The organism is Streptomyces sp. NPDC001717 (assembly GCF_042892775.1).
Lineage (GTDB): Bacteria > Actinomycetota > Actinomycetes > Streptomycetales > Streptomycetaceae > Streptomyces.
This window is the reverse complement of record NZ_JBIAUK010000002.1, coordinates 98,812-119,803: the sequence shown is the minus strand read 5'-3', so window position 1 is coordinate 119,803 and position 20,992 is coordinate 98,812. Positions and strand designations below refer to the sequence as shown.

17 protein-coding genes are annotated in these 20,992 nt (G+C 72.1%); 2 read left to right on the top strand and 15 right to left on the bottom strand.

Annotation, left to right across the window (positions count from 1 at the left end; all coding sequences use genetic code 11):
- Positions 1–62: 62 nt before the first annotated feature.
- Positions 63–293, bottom strand: coding sequence for a hypothetical protein (locus ACFYZL_RS05075; RefSeq protein ID WP_388676130.1), 231 nt, complete (start codon positions 291–293; stop codon positions 63–65).
- 307 nt (positions 294–600) lie between these two features.
- Between ACFYZL_RS05075 and ACFYZL_RS05070 the strand changes: the two genes are divergently transcribed.
- A complete protein-coding gene (locus tag ACFYZL_RS05070; protein WP_388676127.1) occupies positions 601–1,077 on the top strand; it encodes a cupin domain-containing protein in 477 nt (158 codons plus the stop codon).
- Between the two features lie 248 nt (positions 1,078–1,325).
- On the top strand, positions 1,326–1,700 hold the full coding sequence (locus ACFYZL_RS05065; RefSeq protein ID WP_388676124.1) for a winged helix-turn-helix domain-containing protein: 375 nt from the start codon (positions 1,326–1,328) through the stop codon (positions 1,698–1,700).
- 138 nt (positions 1,701–1,838) lie between these two features.
- Here ACFYZL_RS05065 and ACFYZL_RS05060 read toward each other — a convergent pair whose 3' ends face one another.
- From ACFYZL_RS05060 to ACFYZL_RS04995, 14 genes are all read right to left on the bottom strand, one after another.
- Complete coding sequence (locus tag ACFYZL_RS05060; protein WP_388676121.1) at positions 1,839–4,208, bottom strand: arylsulfatase; 2,370 nt, start codon at positions 4,206–4,208, stop codon at positions 1,839–1,841.
- Complete coding sequence (locus tag ACFYZL_RS05055; RefSeq protein WP_388676914.1) at positions 4,205–6,097, bottom strand: ABC transporter ATP-binding protein; 1,893 nt, start codon at positions 6,095–6,097, stop codon at positions 4,205–4,207. Before ACFYZL_RS05055 ends, ACFYZL_RS05060 begins: the two co-directional genes overlap by 4 nt.
- Positions 6,098–6,126: 29 nt before the next feature.
- Positions 6,127–6,966 (bottom strand): ABC transporter permease, encoded by an 840-nt coding sequence (locus tag ACFYZL_RS05050; RefSeq protein WP_388676118.1) that lies wholly within the window; start codon positions 6,964–6,966, stop codon positions 6,127–6,129.
- A gap of 3 nt (positions 6,967–6,969) precedes the next feature.
- On the bottom strand, positions 6,970–7,914 hold the full coding sequence (locus tag ACFYZL_RS05045; RefSeq protein ID WP_384743010.1) for an ABC transporter permease: 945 nt from the start codon (positions 7,912–7,914) through the stop codon (positions 6,970–6,972).
- A 4-nt stretch (positions 7,915–7,918) separates the two neighbouring features.
- Positions 7,919–9,481, bottom strand: a complete 1,563-nt coding sequence (locus ACFYZL_RS05040) for an ABC transporter substrate-binding protein (RefSeq protein WP_384743008.1) — start codon at positions 9,479–9,481, stop codon at positions 7,919–7,921.
- A 249-nt stretch (positions 9,482–9,730) separates the two neighbouring features.
- Positions 9,731–9,829, bottom strand: a complete 99-nt coding sequence (locus ACFYZL_RS05035; RefSeq protein WP_328740532.1) for a putative leader peptide — start codon at positions 9,827–9,829, stop codon at positions 9,731–9,733.
- A gap of 12 nt (positions 9,830–9,841) precedes the next feature.
- The gene (locus ACFYZL_RS05030) at positions 9,842–11,065 is read right to left on the bottom strand and encodes an ROK family protein (RefSeq protein ID WP_388676113.1); all 1,224 of its coding nucleotides are present in this window, start codon (positions 11,063–11,065) and stop codon (positions 9,842–9,844) included.
- A 384-nt stretch (positions 11,066–11,449) separates the two neighbouring features.
- Positions 11,450–12,487: an aldo/keto reductase gene (locus tag ACFYZL_RS05025; RefSeq protein WP_384743002.1), complete on the bottom strand. Its 1,038-nt coding sequence runs from the start codon at positions 12,485–12,487 to the stop codon at positions 11,450–11,452.
- Positions 12,484–16,353 (bottom strand): ABC transporter ATP-binding protein, encoded by a 3,870-nt coding sequence (locus tag ACFYZL_RS05020; protein WP_388676110.1) that lies wholly within the window; start codon positions 16,351–16,353, stop codon positions 12,484–12,486. The genes ACFYZL_RS05025 and ACFYZL_RS05020 overlap by 4 nt, the downstream gene beginning before the upstream one ends.
- Positions 16,350–17,702, bottom strand: coding sequence for an LLM class flavin-dependent oxidoreductase (locus ACFYZL_RS05015; protein ID WP_388676107.1), 1,353 nt, complete (start codon positions 17,700–17,702; stop codon positions 16,350–16,352). Before ACFYZL_RS05015 ends, ACFYZL_RS05020 begins: the two co-directional genes overlap by 4 nt.
- Positions 17,699–18,475 carry an ABC transporter ATP-binding protein gene (locus ACFYZL_RS05010; protein WP_388676104.1) on the bottom strand — a complete coding sequence of 259 codons (777 nt, stop codon included), beginning with the start codon at positions 18,473–18,475 and terminating at the stop codon, positions 17,699–17,701. The genes ACFYZL_RS05015 and ACFYZL_RS05010 overlap by 4 nt, the downstream gene beginning before the upstream one ends.
- The gene (locus ACFYZL_RS05005) at positions 18,451–19,359 is read right to left on the bottom strand and encodes an ABC transporter permease (protein WP_388676101.1); all 909 of its coding nucleotides are present in this window, start codon (positions 19,357–19,359) and stop codon (positions 18,451–18,453) included. Before ACFYZL_RS05005 ends, ACFYZL_RS05010 begins: the two co-directional genes overlap by 25 nt.
- A complete protein-coding gene (locus tag ACFYZL_RS05000; protein ID WP_384742989.1) occupies positions 19,349–19,858 on the bottom strand; it encodes a flavin reductase family protein in 510 nt (169 codons plus the stop codon). The genes ACFYZL_RS05005 and ACFYZL_RS05000 overlap by 11 nt, the downstream gene beginning before the upstream one ends.
- A complete protein-coding gene (locus tag ACFYZL_RS04995; protein WP_384742986.1) occupies positions 19,855–20,991 on the bottom strand; it encodes an LLM class flavin-dependent oxidoreductase in 1,137 nt (378 codons plus the stop codon). The genes ACFYZL_RS05000 and ACFYZL_RS04995 overlap by 4 nt, the downstream gene beginning before the upstream one ends.
- Position 20,992: the final 1 nt, after the last annotated feature.

Below are 20,992 nucleotides of genomic sequence, written 5' to 3'. Positions count from 1 at the left end.
TCCAGGCCTTCGGCACCGGACCCGAGCGACCTCGCGGCATGGGCTCCCGCCATCCAGGCGGGCTACGCGCAGGCTACCGACGAGCACGAACGGATCGCCCCCTGGATTGATCCGCGATCCTGGTAGCTCTCCCAGACAGAGGGGACCTTCACGATTTCGGGCGGGGTCTTCGACGACGGTTTGCTTGCCGGCGATATGCGGCGTGCGTCGGCGACGGCGGTGACGCCGTTGTGGAACCACCGGAAGCCCTCGCCCATCCCGGACCCCAAGGTGTCGCCGATGGCAGTGTTCACGGCGGTCGAACCCGCGCAGTCCCGCACGTTCGACTCGAAGAGCTCCAGACGGACGACCTTGGTGTCCGACGTGATCTTGGCGGGCTCCCGGGCAGACGGTCTCACGTGGTTCTGACATCGACTCATCGACGTCGACAGGCTCCCGCTCCATTTCGGCGCCGAGCTGACGCGCCTGCCCGGCTGCCCGTGACAGCCCGGCTCAAATGGCACTGGCGTCGGGCCGAAACACCCCGGTCGGTCTGGAAGGGTTGGCCTGGCACACACCTGTGCCGGAACGCGTACGACCTCCGTCGACCGGGAGAGAAGCATGACCATCAAGGACATCGGGCCCGAACCTCAGAGTTTCGACCTCGAGCAGGCGACGCTGGAGAACACCAACTACCGCTCGGTCGCCTGGTCCGGGAAGTACCTCCAACTGACCCTCATGTCGATCCCGGTGGGCGAGGACATCGGCCTGGAGGCGCACCCGGAGACCGACCAGTTCCTCCGGCTCGACGCGGGTCGCGGCCGCGTTCAGATGGGCAGCGCGAAGGACCGCCTCGACTTCGATCAGGAGGTCGAGGACGGCTGGGCGGTCTTCGTACCCGCCGGCACGTGGCACAACGTCACCAACACCGGGGACGAGCCCATCCAGCTCTACGCCGTCTACGCCCCGGTCCATCACGCCCCGGGCAAGATCCACGCAAGCCTCGCCGACGCGGAAAGCGATGAACGGTCGGGCAACGACGCACCCCCGGCCTGGTCGGTCCAGCCCACCCACCACCCCGCGGACAAGCACGCCTGACCACCAGTGGGGACCCAGGAGAACAGACGAGCACCAGGTCGCTGACCTGGGCTCCGCTATGGAGCGGATGCCGGACCCGGATCGGCTTCCGGCACACGACCCGCTGGTCGGGTCCGGTCGGTCCTCGCGTGGCGCGCCGCCGTACAGGCTGCCGTGCCTCTGCACGTCGCGCCTATCGTGACCCCGGACCCCTGAGCCGTGCGGGTCCGTTCGCCGTGCCGAATCTCCGGACGTATCCGGTGGCGCTGATGACAGCGCACGGGGTATGCCCGGAGGTCCATCCTCTCCAGTTCCAGAGGCTTCGGGCTCCTGAGCCGGAACCGGATCCCGACCCCGATCCCGTCCGGCCCGCTGACGCCGTACGGGTCGATCGCGCACGCCGACTGTCGAGGTCGACGGGCGCGAACTCAGCCTCACCTACCTGGAGTTCGACCCTCTGGACCAACGCGGTTCACACGCGGCATGCCCTCATCTCGGGTATCCGGGGGTACGGGCACTTCGGCGACGGCCGTACCGTCGATGTCCACGTGGCCCGGCTGCGCCGCAAACTCGGCCCCGTCCATCGGGACCGCACATCCACCGTGCGCCGCGTCGGCTACGAGTACGTGCCCGACCACCGATAGCCCCAGGGCCGGCCGGCGGTGGCCTGCGGGGCCGGCGACCCGGTCCCACGAGTCGCCGGCTGCGCATCGAATGCGGCCGGACGCAGGCCGACCGAAGGAGGCTGCGGCACGGGACACGGCACTCGCGAGCTGTCATCGTCATTCGTAGGCGGCGGCTGCCTCCTTCAGCGCGCGGGTGACGACCGCTGGGTCGTAGGACGCCTGCGTACCGGGGGTGTAGGTCACCGAGCGCAGGCGGCCGGTGTAGCGGAAGCTGCGGTGGCGTACGTAGACCGGCCAGGAGATCGGGGACTTGCGGTCCACGCCCACGCTGATGCCCTGGAGCGGCGCCATGCCGATGAGCTGGTGCACGCTGTCCGACCGCCCGGTCTCCACACCGTCGATCAGGATGCGGAACTCCCAGCGCAGACCCTCCACCGCAGTGGCCGAGAGCACGACCGTCCGCCGACCCGCCGGTAGGGGGCCGCCGTCGGTCTCGTGCAGCTCGCCGTACTCGTTGTACGCGAAGCGCAGCCGCCCGTCCTCCACGTACAGGCTGTAGCCGCCACCCTGGTCGCCGTGCGAGACCAGTACGCCCTGGTCCGAGGCGGCGTGCTCGTCGAGTTCGACCGTGACGTCGAAGGAACGGAAGGAGATGAGCCGGGAGGAACGGTAGCGCTCCAGCTCGGGTGTGCCCGGCAGGAGGGTGAGGGGGCGGTGGAACCGCTCCTCGGCGGGGTTGCGCCGGGCCAGTGCGCCGCTGCCGTCGGCGAGGGGGAAGACGCCGTTGCGCCAGGCCGCCGCTTCCCACGCCGCGGCCAGCTCCTTCACCACCTCCGGGTGTGCCCCGGCGACGTCGGTGGTTTCGGTGGGGTCGGTGCGCAGGTCGTACAGCGCCCACTCGCCGTCGTCGTACGGTGCGCCCGGACGGTGCAGCGTGACCAGCTTCCAGCCGTCGCGGTAGTAGCTGCGGTTGCCGGACATCTCGCAGTACTGCTCGGTGTGGGCGCCGGGCGTCCGCCCGTCGTGCAGGACGGGGGCGAAGCTGACGCCGTCGAGTTCCTGGGCGGGCCGCGAGCGCCACAGCTCCGGGCGGCGCACGCCCGCGAGTTCCAGGAGGGTGGGGGTGATGTCGGTGACGTACTGGTACTGCTGCCGGACCCCGGAGTCGTCCGCCGCCCTGCGCAGCCCCTGTGGCCAGGAGATGACGAACGGTACGCGCACGCCGCCCGCGTAGGTCTGGCCCTTGTAGAGCCGGAAGGGGGTGTTGGAGGCCATGCCCCAGCCGCGCGGGTAGTGCACCAGGCTCTGCGGACCGCCGATGAGGTCGGTGTCCCGGTCCACGTCCTCGTTCCAGTCGTCCGGGACGGGCTGGTGGACGAACCGGCTGAAGTAGCTGCGCGTGCCCTCGGCGCCGCCTTCGCCGGTGCCGCCGTTGTCGGAGGTGAAGACGATGATGGTGTTGTCGAGTTCGCCGAGTGCGCTCAGGGTGTCGGTGAGCCGGCCGAGGTTCTGGTCGATGTTGTCGACCATGGCCGCGTAGACCTCCATGTAGCGGGCGTAGCGCCGCTGCTGCCCAGGCGTCAGCTCCGCCCAGGGGCCGACCTCGAAGCCCGCCTCCGCGTTGCGTTCCGGCAGGGCCGTCCCCTCGGGGAACAGGCCGTCGGCGATCTGCCGGGCGAAGCGGGTGTCGCGCAGGGCGTCCCAGCCTCCGTCGTAGCGTCCGCGATGGCGTTCGATGTCGGCGGGCTTGGCCTGGAGGGGGCCGTGGACCGCGTTGTGGGCGACGTACAGGAAGAACGGCTTGTCGGGGTCGTGCGCGCGCAGTGACTTGACCATGGAGATCGCCTGGTCGGTGATGTCGTCGGTGTAGTAGTAGCCGTCGGGCAGTTCGTCGATGTCCAGCGGGCTGTTGTCGCGGACCAGCTGGTGCGGGTGGAACAGGCTCGTCAGTCCTTCCAGTACGCCGTAGTACTGGTCGAAGCCCTTCTGCAGCGGCCAGTTGCGCCGGTCGTCGGCGGCGTTGGACGTCGAGTCGCGGGTCAGGTGCCACTTGCCGACGGCGTAGGTGGCGTAGCCCGCGTCGTGCAGGACCTCCGCCAGGGTGGGGATGTCCTCCCCGACTTCCATGCCGTACCCGGGGAATCCGGGGTCGAAGTTGGCGACCGTCGAGTATCCGACGCGGTGCGGGTTGAGCCCCGTGAGCAGGGCGGCACGGGCGGGGGAGCACAGGGGCATGGTGTGGTAGTTGGCCAGGCGCACGCCGCCTGCGGCCAGGTCGTCGAGCACGGGGGTGGGGACCTCCGAGCCGAACGGGCCGATGTCGCTGTATCCCATGTCGTCGACGAGGACCACGACGACGTTCGGGGCACGGCCGCCGGGCCGGCGCTGCGGCTGCCAGGAGGGCTCGGACTCGGCGAAGGTGCGGCCGACCCGGCCCGCGAAGCCGGCGTAGGGATCGCGGCGGTTCGGCGTGTCCGCAGGGGTAGGGGTGTCGGGAGTGTCGGGGGTGTGGTCGGAGGTGGTCACGGGCGGAGCTCCTTGGGAGAGGACGGGGGAGTGGACGGGGCGGTTCGGGGAACGGACCCGAGCAGGGTGCGGGTGTAGGGGTGTGCCGGGCGGGTGCAGACCTCGTCGGCGGGGCCCGTCTCGACCACCTGTCCGCGGTGCATCACGGCGATGCGATGGCTGATCTGGCGCACCACCGCGAGGTCGTGGGCGATGAACAACAGCGCCAGCCCGAGGTCGCGTTGCAGGTCGGTGAGGAGATTGACGACCTGCGCCTGGACGGAGACGTCGAGTGCGGAGACGGGCTCGTCGCAGATGAGGACCGACGGTTCGGGGGCCAGCGCGCGGGCGATGCCGATGCGCTGGCGCTGGCCGCCGGAGAACGCGCGCGGGTGGCGCCCGGCGGCCTCCGGATCCAGTCCGACCTGGCGCAGCAGCGCGGCCACCCGCTCCGCCCGTACCGCGCGGTCGCCGAGACCGTGCGCGATCAGCGGCTCGGCGATGATCTGGCCCACGGTCATCCGGGGGTTGAGCGACGAGAAGGGGTCCTGGAAGACCATCTGCACCTTGCGGCGCAGCGCCCGGGAGGTTTCCGGGGAGGCCCCGGAAACCTCCCTTCCCCTGAACCGGACGACTCCGGAGGTGGGTTCGTGGATCTGGACGAGGGTGCGCGCGAGAGTGGACTTGCCCGACCCCGATTCACCCACGATCCCCAGCGTCTCGCCGGGGTGCAGGACGAGGTCGACCCCGTCCAGGGCGACCAGTGGATCGCGGCGCCCGGCGCGCCCCCGGCCGGGGAACGTCTTGCGCAGCCCGGTGACCTCCAGCAGCGGTGTGGCGGCCCGGTCCGCGGCCGTCGGCCGGGTAGGGAGGTCCTCGGGGGGTTCCGCGATGACGACGTCCTTCGGACCGGTGACCCAGCACGCGGCGCGGACGCCGGCCGAAGCCCTGGTCAGAACGGGCCCCTGGTCCTGGCAGCGGTCCTCGGCGAGAGCGCAGCGGGGCGCGAACGCGCACCCGCCGGTGGGGGCGGCGGGGTCGGGCGGGCTGCCGGGGATACTGCGCAGCCGGGTTCCCGAGGGGGACTCCAGCCGGGGCACGGCCGCCAGCAGTCCGGCGGTGTAGGGGTGCCGGGGGTCCGCGAGGACCCGGTCGGTGGGCCCGTCCTCGACGACCGTGCCGCCGTACATGACCAGCACGCGACGGCAGGAGCGGGCGACGACGCCGATGTCGTGCGTGATGAGCACGAGAGCGGTGCCCATCTCCCGGTTCAGCCGTTCGAGCAGGGTCAGGATCTGGTCCTGGACCGTGGCGTCGAGCGCCGTCGTCGGTTCGTCGGCGAGTAGGACGTCGGGTTCGTTGGCGAGCGCGAGGGCGATCATGAGGCGTTGGCGCATGCCGCCGGAGAACTGGTGCGGGTGGTCGTCGATGCGCCGCGCGGGGTCGGGAATGCCGACCAGGTCCAGGAGTTCGAGCGTGCGGGCGCGGCGCGAGCGCCGGTCGCCGCGGCCGTGCGCGCGCATCGCCTCGTCCAGGTGCTGCCCGACGGAGAGCACGGGGTTGAGGGAGGCCATGGGGTCCTGGAAGATCATCCCGATCCGTCCGCCGCGGACCCGGCGCAGGGTCTCGTCGGAGGCGGTGGCGAGATCCTGGCCGTCGAGCAGCACGGAGCCGTCCGTGATGCGGCCGCTGCCCGGGAGCATGCGGGTGAGGGCGAGGGCCAGGGTCGACTTGCCCGAGCCGGATTCGCCCACGATTCCCAGCGTGTCCCCGGCGGCGAGGGAGAGGTCGACACCGCGGAGCGCGTGCGCGGTCCGGCTGCCGAGCGGGAACCCGACGTGCAGGCCGCGCACGTCCAGCACGGGGCGTGCGGACGGACCGGAAGCGGTGGCGCCGGTGGTGCGGGTGATGTCGGTGGTGGTGCGGGTGGTGGCCTGGGTCACTGCCGGATCCCCCGGTTCAGGGCTTCCGCGACGAGGGTGAAGCCGATGACGAGCGCGGTCACCGCGATCAGCGGTGCCACCGCGAAGGCGGGGTGGGTGCCCATGTAGCCCGTGGACTGGCTGAGGATGCTGCCGAGCGAGGGCTCCGGGGGCCTGATGCCGACCCCGATGAAGCTCATGGCGCCCTCGATGAACACGGCGACGGACAGGGCGGTGGCGATCTGGACGACGATGGGGTCGATCGCGTTGGGCAGGACGTGGCGGAACAGGACGCGCAGCCGTCCCGCGCCGCCGACCCGTGCGGCGACGGCGTACTCGCGTTCGCGCTGTACGAGGATGCCGCCCCGCAGCAGCCTGCCGAACGCGGGTGTCTCCGCCAGGGCGATGACGGCCACGACGGGCAGCCGGCCCGGCCCCCAGATGGCGGTGATGGTCAGGGCGAGGATCAGCCCGGGGAAGGCCAGCACGAGGTCGAAGGCCCGCTGCACGGCGGCGTCGGCAGCCCGGGAGGAGACGGAGAGCAGGGCGAGGGCGCAGCCCGCCACGGCGGCTATGGGCACGGCCGTCAGACCGATGGCGAGGTCGGCGCGGATGCCGTGGAGCACCCGACTGAAGAGGTCCCGACCGAGGTCGTCCGTGCCGAACGGATGCCGCGACGAAGGACCGAGCAGGGCGTCGCCGCTCTGCGCCAGCGGGTCGGCGGAGGTGAGCAGCGGCGCCAGCAGCGCGGCCAGGGCGATCGTGGACACCAGGGCGAGTCCGGTGATGCCCCGGACGGTCAGCAGTCCGCCCAGGTAGCGGTTGCGGGTGCGGAGGGAGAGGGTCGTGGTCGTCATGGTTCACTCCCACCTGATCCGGGGGTCCAGCCAGGCGTAGACGATGTCGGTGAGCAACTGGACGGCGACGAACACCGCGACCAGCAGCAGGAGCAGGGCCTGGACGACGGGGTAGTCACGGCGGACCACCCCCTGTTCGGCGAGCATGCCCAGGCCCGGCCAGGCGAAGACGGCCTCGACCACCACCGCTCCGCTGAGCAACTGGCCGATCTGCATGCCGAGTACGGTGACGCAGGAGGGCAGGGCGTTGGGCAGCGCGTGCCGCCAGACGATGCGCCGCCGGGTGACGCCGACGGCCGTGGCGGTGCGTATGTAGTCCTCGGCCAGGGCGCGCTCCAGCCCGTCCTTCAGATAGCGGCCGAGGACGGCGGCGCTCGGCAGGGCGAGACACAGAGCGGGCAGCAGCAGGTACTGCAGGCCGATGTCGGGGGCGTCGAGCACCGACTGGTACCCGCCGGCGGGCAGCAGGCGCAGGGCCACCGCGAACACCAGCACCAGCACGATGCCGGTGACGAACGGCGGCACGGCCAGCGCGGCGGTGGCGACCGCCCGCGCCGCGGCGCGCACCCCGCGACCGCGCCCGGTCGCCCCGACCATGCCCAGGGCCAGGCCGAGAGCGACCGTCAGTACCAGGGCGCCGATGGTCAGCTCCACCGTCCGGCCCAGTCCCTGGGCGATGAGGTCGGAGACCTCGCCGCCGATGGCGTACGAGGGGCCGAGGTCGCCGCGTACGAGATCGCCGAGCCAGGCGACGTACTGGGCCAACAGCGGCCGGTCCAGGCCGAGTCGGGCCCGGATCGCCTCGACCGCCGCAGGTCCGGCGTCCGGTCCGGCCAGGGTGGTGGCCGGGTCGCCCGGGATGAGGCGCAGGATCACGAAGATGACGAACGAGGCGAGCGCCAGGACGAGCAGCGCGGAGGGAACCCTCTTCAACAGGTAGGAGCGCACGGCGTCACACCAGGTACGCGTCGTCGAGGATGAGGTAGCCGAACTTGTTGAGGTCCGCTCCGTGGACCTTGGCCGTGGCGACCTCCACCTGCGCCTCCACCGCGAGGTCGATGATGAAGGCCTCGTCGAGGAGCTGGTCGCTGATCCGCTGGTAGGCCGCCAGCGCCTCGGGGCCCTCCGCGTCGTTGCGCACCCATGCCGCCCGTACCGCCTCGGTGTAGGCGGGCGAGCTGAACTGCGAGGTGTTCTTGGCCTCGTTGAAGGGGTAGGCGCTGACCGCCAGGGTGGACGGGTGGACCTGGGCGAACCCGTGGCCCATCGTCCACAGCGCCGGCATCTGCTGGGCGATCAGCTTCTTCTGCATGGTCGCCGAGTCGTACGGTTGGAGCTCGGTGGTGATGCCGATCTGCTTCAGGTCGTACTGGATGATCTGGGCGATGGCCGTCACCCTCGGGACCGACGCGTGGGCCAGCGGCAGGGACAGGCTGTCGTGCCCGGCTTCCTTCAGCAGGGCCCGCGCCTTGTCCGGGTCGTGCCGGTAGCGGGTGGCGTTGGCGTCGCTGTACGCGGGGGAGGACTTGGGCCAGGGGGCCGCGCTCGCCTGGCCGTAGCCGCCGAGGACCTGCTTGACGATGCGCTCGCGGTCGACGGCCCAGGACAGCGCCTGGCGCACGCGCTTGTCACTGGTGTACTGCTCCTGGACGTTCGCGCCGAGGTAGAGGGCGCCGGCGCCCGTGTCGTAACCCTTGATCCGGAACTGCTTGTCGTCCTTCAACTGCGCCACGTCCTGGCCCCGGACGTCGAACGAGAGCTGTGACTGGGCGGTGCGCAGCGAGGAGAGCAGCGAATCGGGCTGCGGGATGATGCGTATCTCGACCTTGTCCAGGTAGGGGCGGCCGGGCTGCCAGTAGCGCTCGTTGCGGGTGAAGCTGAGGGAGGCGCCCGGGTTGCGGCCGGTGAAGGTGTAGGGCCCGGTGCCGATGAGCTGCTTGCCGGCGACGGCGTCCTCGACGGAGTCCTTGTCGGCGATGAACATGAACTCGAAGAGGTCGAACAGGTTGCTCACGGGATGGGCGAGGCCGAGGGTGATCTCGTGGTCGCCCCGCTTCTCGAACGAGGTGACCGCGGCCGCGGTGGATCTCAACTGGGCGGCCCGCACGGGGTTCTGGAGGTTCTGCACCGCGAAGATGACGTCGTCCGCGGTGAACTTGCGGCCGTTGTGGAAGGTGACGTCGTCGCGGAGCGTGAAGGTGATGCTCTTGCCGTCCGGGGCCACCTGCCAGGACTTCGCGAGTTCCGGCTGCGGCCGCAGCTTGTCGTCGTAGCGGGTGAGGGTGTTGAACACCAGGCGGGGGACGAGGGTCATCGCGCTCACCGCGAAGAGCAGGGCCGGAGTGAAGTCGACCCCGTGCGCGACCGTCAGGGTGCCTCCCCTGCGGGGACTGGCCGCGGCGGCGGGGGCGCTGTCGTCGACGGCGGAGCGGCAGGCGCCCAGCGTCATGAGGAGGGAGCCGGCGCCCACGGCGCGCAGCAGGCCCCGCCGGGAGAGGGAAGGGAGTGTGGTCATGAGGGAACCGCCTTGGGGAGGAAGCGAGGGGAAACTTAATTGCAATCTGAGCGGAACTAATTCACCGCAGGTGGGACCGGGTGCGGCCCATCGCAGGGTGAACAGGGGGAGTCGCGGCGCGGAGATCCGGTCAGGATCGCGGAACGCGGAACGCGGGGCGGGGGGAGCGGGCGTGGCCCATGGGGGTCCCGCAGCACGGGAACGGCGGGACCGCGGCCGAGGCGGTCCGGCGTCAGGCTGACGTCGAAATCAGCGGGGACAGCCCGGCGACGGCACAGCACAGATCGCGCTGGCATGGCGACAGAGGTCGACATGCCGGCGGGAAACGAGCCGCACGGTCGGGGTCATGGGCGCAGATTGTCAGACACCGGATGATTGGTCAAACGCCACCGTTCGTAGCGGATCACCGTAGATGTTGGCCAGAACGGCCGTCCCGGCCGCGACGTCGAGTGCCCGTTCCCCCGCCCCCGGAGCCACGATCCGCTCCGGGTCGTCGCACAGGTGCGAGCGCTCGACCGCCTCCTCACGGATCGCGTCGAGGTACCGGGGATGGGCCCCGGAGAAGGTCTCGTGCACCACCACCACGTCCGGGTTGACCAGGTCGGCCAGGAGCGCCACCGCCCGGCCGATCAACCGTGCCCGACGCCGCACCAGCTGGTCGGCGCCGGGATGTCCCGCCGCCACGGCCGCGCAGAGCAGGGCGCGGTCCGGTTCGGCGATGATGCCCTGCCGAGCGGCTTCCGCGAACAGCACGGTGTCGGAGACCACCGCTTCGAAGCAACCGGTCCTGCCGCAGGGGCACTTGGCCCGGCTGCCGGGTACGGGCTGGTGAGCCACGTCGCTGGTGGCCGCACGCGGCCCGAGGTGCACCCGGCCGCCACTGCCCAGAGCCGCGTCGACCACGTGGCCCACGAAGACCGCCACGATGCTGTGCTGCGCGTCGGGATGGCCGAAGAGGATCTCCGACTGGGCGAGGGCGCGCGCGTGGTTGTCGACGTACACCGGCAGTCCGGTGACCCGCTCCAGTGCGTCGCGCAGCGGTACCTCGTACCAGCCGAGCGGCTCGTGCCGTGCCGCGATCCCACGCTCCGGATCCACCCTTCCGCCCAGCACCGCACCCACCCCCGCGAGGGTGAGACCACCCCGGTGCGCGGCGAGGAAGGCGGGCAGCCGGCTGGTCACCCGTCCCAGGATCCCGGCCGGGCCGGGATCCCGACTGCTCACGTCCTCCCGGGCCAGGACGCGCCCGCGCAGGTCGATCAGGGACAGCGTCGCGCCCGGCACCCCGATGTGCACACCGGCCACCGCGACCCGGCCGCAGTCGATGTCCACCGGAACCTGCGGGCGGCCGACGCCCGCCGCGGCGACCAGTTCCGGGCGTTCCCGCACCAGCCCCAGCCGGGCGAGGTCGACCACTTGCCGTGAGACCGCCGCCGGGCTGAGCCCGGTGAGCGCTGCGATCCGCCTGCGGGCCACCGGACCGTGGTCGAGCACGGTCCGCAGCACCGTGGAGGTGTTCGCCTCCCTCCGGCCGTCGCCGCCGCCGCGGAGTTGCCGGTAGGAGCTGTTCAGCGGGGCGGGCATCTGCGGTTCCTCACTCGGGCACGGGTGGTTCCGGCGGGGCGGTCGCGCGTACCGACCGCGCGGGGGAGCCGGGTGCCCCGGTGCTGATCGTAAGCTGGCCGCCGTCCGGGCCGGGCCGGCCACCCGTGGCGGATGCCACACGACCGCAACGCCGCCGCAACAACCGACGGGGAGAAACGGCCGCGGGGGCGCGGCGCGAACGGCCGCCCCGCTGCCCCCAGGTTGCACGAACAGCGGTGGAGGACCCTGCCGTACCCGTCCCCCTGCCTCGCCGGGCCCCGTGCGGACCTCCATCCCGAAGAGGCGGAACGGGTGCGTGGAGAGCAGGGATCGCCGCAACGCGGCACCGGGCCCCGCCCCTGCCCTCTCCCGCATGACCGCCGGTCAGTGGCCGCCCCGCCGTCGTGCGGCCGGGTCGTGCAGGCTCGCCGGCACGTACCCCGCGTCCCCCGCCGAGAGGTTGGTGCCAGGCGGGACGATCTTGTCGATCTCGTCCAGCACGTCCGACGGCAGCGGGCTCTCCGCCGCCCCGAGCTGCTCCTCCAGCTGGGACGACGTGCGTGGGCCGATGATCGGCGCGGTGACCGCCGGGTGCGAGAGCACGAAACCGAGGGCCAGGTCGATCAGGGTGATCCCGGCCTGCTCGGCCAGCACGGCGAGCGCCTCGACGGCCTCCAGTTTGGCCGCGTTCTCCTTACTGCCGACGTCGAAGCGTCCGGGCTGCCGGGCCGCGCGGCTGGATTCCGGCTGCGGTCGACCGGCTCGGTAGCGCCCCGTCAGCCAGCCGCCGGCGAGCGGGCTCCAGGGGATCACCGCCAGGCCGTACCGCTGTGCCACCGGGAGCACCTCGGCCTCGACACCGCGCGCCAGGATCGAGTAGGGCGGCTGCTCGGACACCACCCGCTCGCGGCCCCGCTTCTCCGCCGTCCATTGCCCTTCGACGATCCGCGACGGCGGGAACGTGGAGGTGCCGAGGTAACGGACCTTGCCCTGGCGGACCAGGTCGGAGAGGGCTCCGAGGGTCTCGTCGAAGTCCGTGTCGTCCTCCGGACGGTGCACTTGGTAGAGGTCGATGTGGTCGGTCCCCAGCCGCCGAAGGCTGTCCTCGACCGCGCGGAAGACCCACCGCCGCGAGTTGCCGAACCGGTTGACGTCCTCACCCATGCGGCCGTGGAACTTGGTGGCCAGGAAGACGTCGTCCCGGCGGCCCGCGAGGGCCTCGCCGACGATCGTCTCCGACTCGCCCTGCGAGTACACGTCCGCCGTGTCGATGATGTTGATCCCGGCGTCGAGGGCGCGGTGGATGATGCGCACCCCGTCCTCGTGGCTCGGGTTGCCCCGGGCCCCGAAGTTCATCGCGCCGAGTGCGAGCGCGCTCACCTGCACGCCGGTGCGGCCGAAGGGCCGGTACGGGATGGTCATGACATTCCTTCCTTGGGAATGGACAGCCGTCCGGGCACTGCCCCGGATTCGGCGAGCTGGTCGACGCTCGACGCGTCGCCGGCGGCGCGGAACGCGTCCCACAACCGGCGGTACGGGCCGTGTGCCGCCAGGAGTTCCTGATGGCTGCCGACCTCGGCGACCGCGCCGTCCCGCAGGACGATCACCTGGTCCGCGCGGGCGGCGGTGGTGAGCCGGTGCGCCACGACGAGGGTGGTGCGCCGACGGGTGAGCGCGGCCGTCGCGGCGGCCACCCGGCGTTCACTGGCCAGGTCGAGAGAGGCGGTGGCCTCGTCCAGCAGCAGGACGTCCGGGTCGACGAGTTCGGCCCGGGCCAGCGCGAGCAGCTGGCGCTGGCCCGCGGAGAGGCCGCGGCCGCGTTCCCCGACCTCGGTCAGATAGCCGGACGGCAGCCCGGCCACCATGTCGTGGGCACCGACCGCGCGTGCCGCGGCCTCCACCTCCGCGTCGGTGGCGTCGGGGCGGCCGTACGCGATCGCGTCCCGCACCGTCCCGCCCAGGAGGTAGGTCTCCTGGGGGACGACTCCCAGCCGGCGCCGGTATCCGGCCGGGTCCAGGGTGCGCAGGTCGATGCCGTCGACCCGTACGGTCCCGGTCGTCGGGTCGTAGAAACGGGCGACGAGCTTGACGATCGTGGACTTGCCCGCGCCGGTCGTACCGACGAGGGCCACCGTCTGCCCGGCGGCGATGCGCAGGGTCACGTCGCGCAGCCGCTCGCGTTCCCCGTCGCGGTAGGCGAAGGACACCCGGTCGAACTCGATCTCGCCCCGCAGTTCACGCACGGGCAGGGGGCGTGCGGCGACCGGCGTGCCGACCGGTTCGCGCATCAGGGCGCGCAGCCTGCCGAGGCCCACGACCGCCTGCTGGTAGCCGTCGAACGCCTGGGACAGCTGTTGGATCGGCGAGAAGAACAGCTCGACGTAGAGCAGGAACGCGATCAGGGTGCCGGCGGTCAGCCGGCCGTCGCGCACCTGTCCGGCGCCGATCACCAGCACCGTGGCCGTCGCGGCCGTGCTCAGGAACTCGACGAACGGGAAGAACGTCGCCATCAGCCGATGGGCCCGCAGCCGGGCGTCACGGAACGCCCAGGCCAGCCGGGCGAAGTCCCGAGCGTTGTGCGCCTGACGGCCGAACGCCTGGGTGACCCGGATCAGGGCCACGTTCTCCTGGAGGTAGGCGTTGACGGCGCTGACCCGCTCACGTGCTTCGAGGTACGCGGGCAGCGACCGCGCGCGGAACACCATCGTGGCGGCGATCAGGCCCGGCAGTATGACGAGCAGGGTGACGGCGAGCCCCGCGTCGATCACGAGCAGGGCGACGAGCACCCCGAGGATCGTCAGCAGCGAGACCACGAAGGTCACCAGACCGGTCTGCAGGAACGCCGACAGCGCGTCCACGTCCGTGGTCATCCGGGTCATGATCCGGCCGGCCGGTTCGCGCTCGTAGTAGTCCAGGCCGAGCCTCTGCAGCTGGGCGTACGTACGCACCCGCAGGGTGTGCAGCAGGCGCTCACCGGTGCGGCCGGTCACCCGTACCTGAGCGATGTTCACCACCCAGCCGAGCAGCACCACCGCAGCCGCGAGGGCGGCGATCAGCAACAGCGCGCTTGGCGCGGACCGGGTGACGCCGCTGTCGACCCCGTGCCGGACGAGTACCGGGACGGCGATCTGCGCGAGCGCGTCCGCCCCGACGAGCGCGAGGCCGGCGAGCAGCGGCAGACGGAACGGGCGCACCAGGGACCACAGACCGAAGTCCGGGTCCCAGGCACGTGCCTGCTCGGGCGCAACCTTCGGATCGGCGTCCACCGGCGGCAACGCGGCCAGCCGCTCCTGGAGCTCCGCGCCGGGCGGGGCGCCGCCGAGCAGACCGGCCCCGTGGCCCGGCCGGCCGGGCCCGGACGTCGCGGCGGCCTGCGCGTAGGCGGTGGCGACCCGCGCACCGACGTCCCGGCCGGCCCGGGCCGTGTCCGGGCCGCCGCGCCAGAGCTCCTCGGTCACGCCGCGCGGCCGAGGGGCCTGCGCCGCGGACGCCTCGTCCACGCCGAGTTCGCCGGGTTGCCCGTCGGGGGACAGCAGCGACCGGTAGAGCGGACTGCGCGCCCGCAGCTCCGCGGCCGTGCCGACGTCGACGACCCGGCCGCTGTCGAGTACGGCGATCCGGTCGGCCAGCTCCAACGTCGACGCCCGGTGGGCGATGATCAGCGTCGTGCGCTGCCGGGCCAGTTCGCGCAGCCCGGTGTGGATGGCCGCCTCGACCTGGGCGTCGATCGCGGAGGTGGCGTCGTCGAGCACCAGTACGGCGGGGTCGTGCAGGATCGCCCGGGCCAGCGCGATCCGCTGGCGCTGCCCGCCGGAGAGCGTGAAGCCCTGCTCGCCGATCACGGTGTCGTAGCCGTCCGGCAGCGCGGCGATGAATCCGTCCGCCTGGGCCAGCCGCGCCGCGCGACGGATCTGCCCGGGCGCGGCGTCCGGGCGACCGTAGGCGATGTTCGCCCCTATGGTGTCGGACAACAGGTACGGCTCTTCGAACACGAAGCCGATCCGGGCCCGCAGATCGGCCAGCCGCAGCTCGCGCACGTCGGTGCCGCCGACCCGGACCGCCCCGGCGGCCGGGTCGTAGAACCGCGGCAGCAGCGACGCCGCCGTGGACTTGCCGGAGCCGGCCGCACCGACCAGCGCCAGCGTCTCTCCCGGCTCGACCCGCAGGGTGAACCCGTCCAGCAGCGGGCCGGCCGTCCGGTCGTGGCCGAACACCACACCGTCCCACTCGAGGGCCGGCGTTCCGTCCGCAACGCCGACGGCGTCCGGTGCGTCGGTGATGCCGGGGGCCGCGTCGACGATGTCGAGCACCCGTTCCACCCCGGCGCGGGCCTGCTGCCACACGGTGAGCAACATGGCCACTTGGCGCACGGGCGTCACGAACGATCCGAGGTACACGGTGAAGACCACGAACGTGCCCAGGGAGATGCTGCCGCGCAGCGCCAGCCAGCCGCCCAGGGCGAGCACGGCGACCTGTCCGAGTACCGGGACGGCCTGAAGGGCCGGGTTGTACTTGCTCGTCAGCCGGGCGACGCGGACCCGGGAGGAGAACAGGCTGCGCGACCGCCGCTCCAGCGCGTCCAGTTCGCGCCGCTCCTGCCCGAACCCCTTGACGACGCGGACGCCCGCGACCGCCGCCTCCACGGTCACCGCGACCTCGGCCGCCTCGTGCTGCGCGTGCCAATTGGCGGGGAACAGGTCACGGCGGCTGCGGAAGGCGATCAGCCACAGCACCGGCCCGACGACGAGGGCGACGAGGGTCAGCAGGGGCGACAGCGACGCCATCAGCGCCACCGACAGGACGAACATCAGCGCGTTGCCGAACATGTTCGGCAGGAACTGCAGGAGCATCTGTATGAGCGTCACATCGGAGATGGCGCGGCTGACGACCTGCCCCGTGTGCAGATCGTCCTGCTGGTTGCCGCCGAGGCGCAGCAGCGCCGCGAAGGCGTCGCCCCGCAGGTCGTACTGCACGCCGAGGGACACCCGTCCGGAACAGTACCGGCGCAGGAAACTCGCCCCGAACCTCAGCACGCCGATGCCGAGCAGCAGCGCGACCCACGGGGTCAGGTCCGCCGCCGAGACCTCCACCCCGTCCACGACGTGGCGCAGGACGAGCGGCAGTACGGCCGTGGCGACCGCGGCGACCACCGCGGCGCCGTACGCCCAGGCCAGGTCGGCCCGGTAGGCCAGGCAGTACCGGGTCAGCCGACGTACCCATCCCGGCGCGACCGGTCCGGGGGACGCCTGGGACGTACGGTCCGCGGTGCTACAGGAGGTGACGGTCACGCGGACACCCCGACGGCCGGCGAGGGCGCGAACGAGTCGGCGGGGCGGGGCAGTCCGTAGTGCTCGCGCAGGGTGGTGCCGGTGTAGTCGGTGCGGAACCTGCCGCGTTCCTGGAGGATCGGAACGACCTTGTCCACGAACACCTCGAGTCCGGACGGAAGGACCGGGGGCATGATGTTGAACCCGTCGGCGGCGCCGTTGTCGAACCACTCCTCGATCGCGTCGGCCACCTGGACGGGCGTGCCGGTGAACGTCCGGTGCCCGCGACCGCCGCCGAGTCGCCCGATGAGCTGTCGCACCGTCAGTTTCTCCCGGCGGGCGAGGTCCACGATCAGGGTGTACCGGCTCTTGGAGCCCTCGATCTCGTCCTCGGACGGCAGGTCCTCGGGCAGTTCGCCGTCCAGGTCGAGGGCGTCCGGATCGAGCTTCAGGAGCCGGGCGAGTTGCCGCCTGGCGAACTCGGGGCTGATCAGTCGGTCGAGTTCCCGATCCAGCTCCGCCGCCTCGGCCTCGGTGTCGCCGATGACCGGCACGATGCCGGGCAGGATCTTGATCCCGTGCGGATCACGTCCCTGGGCCGCGGCCCTCTTCTTCAGGTCGGCGTAGAACGCCCGGGCCTCCTGGAGGGTCTGCTGCGCGGTGAACACCGCCTCCGCCCACCGGGCGGCGAAGGCCTTGCCGTTCTGGGACGAACCGGCCTGCACCAACAAGGGGTGGCCCTGTGGGGAGCGCGGGACGTTCAGCGGGCCGTCGACGCGGAAGAACCGCCCGGCGTGGTCGATCTTGCGGACCTTCGCGGTGTCGGCGTGGACACCGGCACCCTTGTCGGCCACGATCGCGTCGTCGGCCCAGCTGTCCCAGAGCCTGGTGGAGACTTCGAGGAACTCGCCGGCGCGTTCGTACCGCTCCTTGTGCAGGGGCGTGTCGTCCAGGCCGAAGTTGCGGGCCGCGTCCGCCCCGGCCGTCGTGACGATGTTCCATCCGGCCCGTCCGCCGGAGACGTGGTCGAGGGAGGCGAACCGGCGGGCCAGGTTGTACGGCTCGTTGTACGACGTCGACGCGGTCGCGATCAGGCCGATGCGCTCGGTCACCCCGGCGAGCGCCGTCAGAAGCACCGTCGGCTCGAGCTGTCCGGCCGGCCTGCGGCCCGGGTCGCCGTGCTGGCCCGGACTGTCGGCGAGGAACAGCGAGTCGAGCTTGCCGCGCTCGGCGATGCGGGCCAGGTTCTGATAGTGCGCCACGTCCCAGCCCGCGTACGGGTCCGACTCCGGCAGCCGCCAGGCGGCCTCGTGGTGGCCGACCCCCATCAGGAAGGCGTTCAGGTGGAGTTGTCCGGCTCGCTTGCTCATGACTGTTCCTTCGTACGGTGGGCGGGCAGGACGCCCAGGGCGCCCAGCAGGGTGGTGCGGTAGTGCTGGAACCTGTGGTCACCGGGGTCGCGTCCGGCGGGCAGATCGATGCGCAGGTCCTGGACGAAGCGCCCCTCGTCGAGGACGAGCACCCGGTCGGCGAGCGTCACCGCCTCGTCCACGTCGTGGGTCACGAGCAGCACGGCGGGCCGGTGCGCTTCGTACAGGCGGCGGAGCAGCCGGTGCATGCGGATCCGGGTCAGCGCGTCCAGGGACCCGAAGGGTTCGTCGGCGAGCAACAGGTCCGGTGCGCCCACCAGGGAGCGGGCGAGCGCGGCCCGCTGCTGTTCGCCGCCGGACAGCTCGTGCGGCCAGGCCGCTTCCCGTCCGGCGAGGCCGACTTCGTCCAGGGCGGCGCGTCCGCGCTCCCGGGCGTCCCTGCCCGGCAGACCGAGCACGACGTTGTCGAGGATCCGCAGCCACGGAAGCAGCCGGGAGTCCTGGAACACCAGCGAGACCCGGGCCGGGACGAGGATCTCCCCCGAGCCGGCCGCACCGTGGTCGAGACCGGCGACCGCTCGCAGCAGCGTGCTCTTGCCCGACCCGCTGCGTCCCAGCAGCGCCGTGAACTCGCCGTGGCCGATCGTCAGGTCGACGTCGTCGAGCACGTGGCGGTCCCCGAAGGACCGGGTCAGGCCGCTGATGCGGACGGCGGCGCGCTCCACGGCCGGGGCCGCCGCGGCGCCGCTCAGGCGGTGATCGTACGACGCCACGACAGCACCCTCCCCTCGACCAGGCGGACGAGGCCGTCGGAGGCGAACCCGAAGGTGCCGTACAGCACCAGGCCGACGAGGATGATCCCGGACTGCGCGTACTGCTGGGCCTGGAACATCATGTAGCCGATGCCCGATGTGGCGTTGATCTGCTCGACCACGATCAGCCCGAGCCAGGCCGCGGTCACGGCCAGCCGCAGGCCGGTGAAGAAGCCGGGCAGCGCGGCGGGCAGCACGACCTTGCGCAGGAACTGCGGGCGGGAGAGCCGCTGTGCCTCGGCGAGTTCCACGTAGCGCGCGTCGATGGAGACCAACGCCGCGTGCGTGTTGATGTAGATGCTCACCAGCACACCGAGTGCGATGACGACGACCTTCATCGTCTCGCCGATGCCGAGCCACAGGATCAGCAGGGGGAGCAGGGCGAGGTTGGGGATGGAGCGCTTGACCTGCAGCGTGCCGTCCACGAACGCGTCACCGATGCGGGACAGCCCGGACGCGAGGGCCAGCACGACGCCCGCCGCGACCCCGATGAGCAGCCCGAGGAGCGCACGGGTCAGCGAGGTCTGCACGCTGTCCTGCAACCGTCCGCTGGTCCACAGTTCCTGGGCGGAGGTCAGGACCGACGAGGGGGACGACAGCTTGCGCGGGTCCAGCCATCCGGCTGCCGAGGCGGCCCACCAGACCACGATGACCAGCAGCGGGCCGAGAAGCCGGCCGAACGGGATCTGCTGGCCGCGCCCGAGGCGTCGCTGGAGCGCGGGGACCAGCCCGCGGGCTTCCTGGTCCGGCCCCGGCGGGGGCGCGGTGGCCGTTGGGGCCTCGCGGGGTCCGCCGTCCACGGTGGCCGGGCCTGCGCCCGTACGGGTGGAGATGTCAACGTTCATCGTGGCTCCCGGATACGGGGGTGAGCGAGCGGAACGTGCCGGCATGGAAGACGAGGGGATCGACGGCCTCGTCGAGGCGCAGGTCGTGGACGCGGAGCACGACGATGTCGTGGTCCCCGGCGCGCACCTCGTCGTCGACGGAACACTCGAGCCACGCACCCGCGCCCTCCAGCAGGACCGCGCCGTCCGGTGTGGTCCGCCACGCGGCCCCCTCGAACCGCTCGTCACTCGGACCGGCGAGGCGTCGGCAGAGCGGCCCGTGGTGCGCGCCGAGCACGCTGATGCCCAGGCGCCCGGCACGGCGCAGCACCGGCCAGGTACTCGAGGTGTGCGCCATGCAGACGGAGACGAGCGGCGGCGCGAGGGACACCGTCGTGAAGGAGCTGGCCGCCAGCCCGACCGGAGCTCCGTCGATCAGGGCGGCGATCGCGGTGACGCCGGTGGGGAACGCGCCGTACACGGCGCGCAGGGACGTGGTGTCGTGCAGCACTGCGGTCATGCCGGAGCCTCCGTCGGTCGAGTGGCCGGCAGCCGCCGGCTTCCGGTGGGGGAAGCCGGACCGGTTGGGTCGGGCTCCTTCAGCAGGGGGAGCAGCTCGTCGCCGATCCGGGCGATCTCCTGCTTGTACGGGGTGTCCGACAGCACGAAGTGGGTCACGCCCAAAGCCCGGTACCGCCGCAGGGCGTCGGCGACCTCCTGCGCGGAGCCGACCAGCCACGTCGTACCGGCACCGCCGCCCCCGTAGCGGCCGGGCGCCGTGTAGAGGCAGGTGTCCAGGACGTCGCCCCGTTCCGCCAGGGCCAGGAGGCGTTGCTGGCCGACCGCCGTATGGCGGCGGAACGCTTCCCGGGCGCGCGGTCCCTGCTGCGCCATGCGGGCGACCTTCTCCTCCGCCGCGCGCCACGCCTCTTGCGAGGTGTCGCGGACGAGCGTCGTGATGCGCAGCCCGAACTCCAGCGGCCGGTGTGTGCGCCCCACCGTCTCGGAGAGCGCGCGCAGCCGGTCGATCCGCCCGGCGATGCCGTCCAGCGGCTCGCCCCAGAACAGCTGGACGTCGGCCTCCTGCGCGGCGACCCGTTCGGCGGCCGCGCTGGCGCCGCCGAAGTACAGCCGGGGGTGGAGTCCCTGTTCGGCGCCCCAAGGGCGCGGGCGGACCGTGGAGTTGTCCACCCGGTAGTGCTTTCCGTGGAAGGTCACCTCCTCCTCGTCCCACAGGCGGCGGACCAACTGGAGGAACTCGAGCGTGCGCTCGTAGCGGCGCGACTGGTCGAACTCGCCGTCGCCGTACGACGCGGCGTCGTCGAGTCCGCTGACGATGTTGACCAGGACGCGGCCCTGGCTGAGCCGGTCGAGCGTGGCCGAAGCCGAGGCGAAGTTCGCGGGATGCCAGTACCCGGGCCGGATCGCGATGAGCGGCTTGAACGTCGTCGTGCGGGCGGCGAGGGAGGCCGCCACGGTGAAGGTGTCCGGTCGCCCCCAGCCGGTGCCCAGCAAGGCCCCTGCCCAGCCGTGGTGTTCGACCGCCCGCGCCAGTTCCGTCGAGTGGTCGAGCGTGTCCCAGCCGTCAGGAGTGTCGTCGCCGCGGTGACCGGGTTCGACGGTGTTCGGGATGTACCAGAGGTATTCGCCCATC

What these genes read in the sequence shown, in the direction of transcription:
- ACFYZL_RS05050 (WP_388676118.1), bottom strand. Translation starts at nt 6,966, where the DNA reads ATGACGACCACGACCCTCTCCCTCCGCACCCGCAACCGCTACCTGGGC.
- ACFYZL_RS05035 (WP_328740532.1), bottom strand. Translation starts at nt 9,829, where the DNA reads ATGACCCCGACCGTGCGGCTCGTTTCCCGCCGGCATGTCGACCTCTGT.
- ACFYZL_RS05065 (WP_388676124.1), top strand. Translation starts at nt 1,326, where the DNA reads ATGACAGCGCACGGGGTATGCCCGGAGGTCCATCCTCTCCAGTTCCAG.
- ACFYZL_RS05070 (WP_388676127.1), top strand. Translation starts at nt 601, where the DNA reads ATGACCATCAAGGACATCGGGCCCGAACCTCAGAGTTTCGACCTCGAG.
- ACFYZL_RS05000 (WP_384742989.1), bottom strand. Translation starts at nt 19,858, where the DNA reads ATGACCGCAGTGCTGCACGACACCACGTCCCTGCGCGCCGTGTACGGC.
- ACFYZL_RS05040 (WP_384743008.1), bottom strand. Translation starts at nt 9,481, where the DNA reads ATGACCACACTCCCTTCCCTCTCCCGGCGGGGCCTGCTGCGCGCCGTG.
- ACFYZL_RS05005 (WP_388676101.1), bottom strand. Translation starts at nt 19,359, where the DNA reads ATGAACGTTGACATCTCCACCCGTACGGGCGCAGGCCCGGCCACCGTG.
- ACFYZL_RS05015 (WP_388676107.1), bottom strand. Translation starts at nt 17,702, where the DNA reads ATGAGCAAGCGAGCCGGACAACTCCACCTGAACGCCTTCCTGATGGGG.
- ACFYZL_RS04995 (WP_384742986.1), bottom strand. Translation starts at nt 20,991, where the DNA reads ATGGGCGAATACCTCTGGTACATCCCGAACACCGTCGAACCCGGTCAC.
- ACFYZL_RS05030 (WP_388676113.1), bottom strand. Translation starts at nt 11,065, where the DNA reads ATGCCCGCCCCGCTGAACAGCTCCTACCGGCAACTCCGCGGCGGCGGC.
- ACFYZL_RS05025 (WP_384743002.1), bottom strand. Translation starts at nt 12,487, where the DNA reads ATGACCATCCCGTACCGGCCCTTCGGCCGCACCGGCGTGCAGGTGAGC.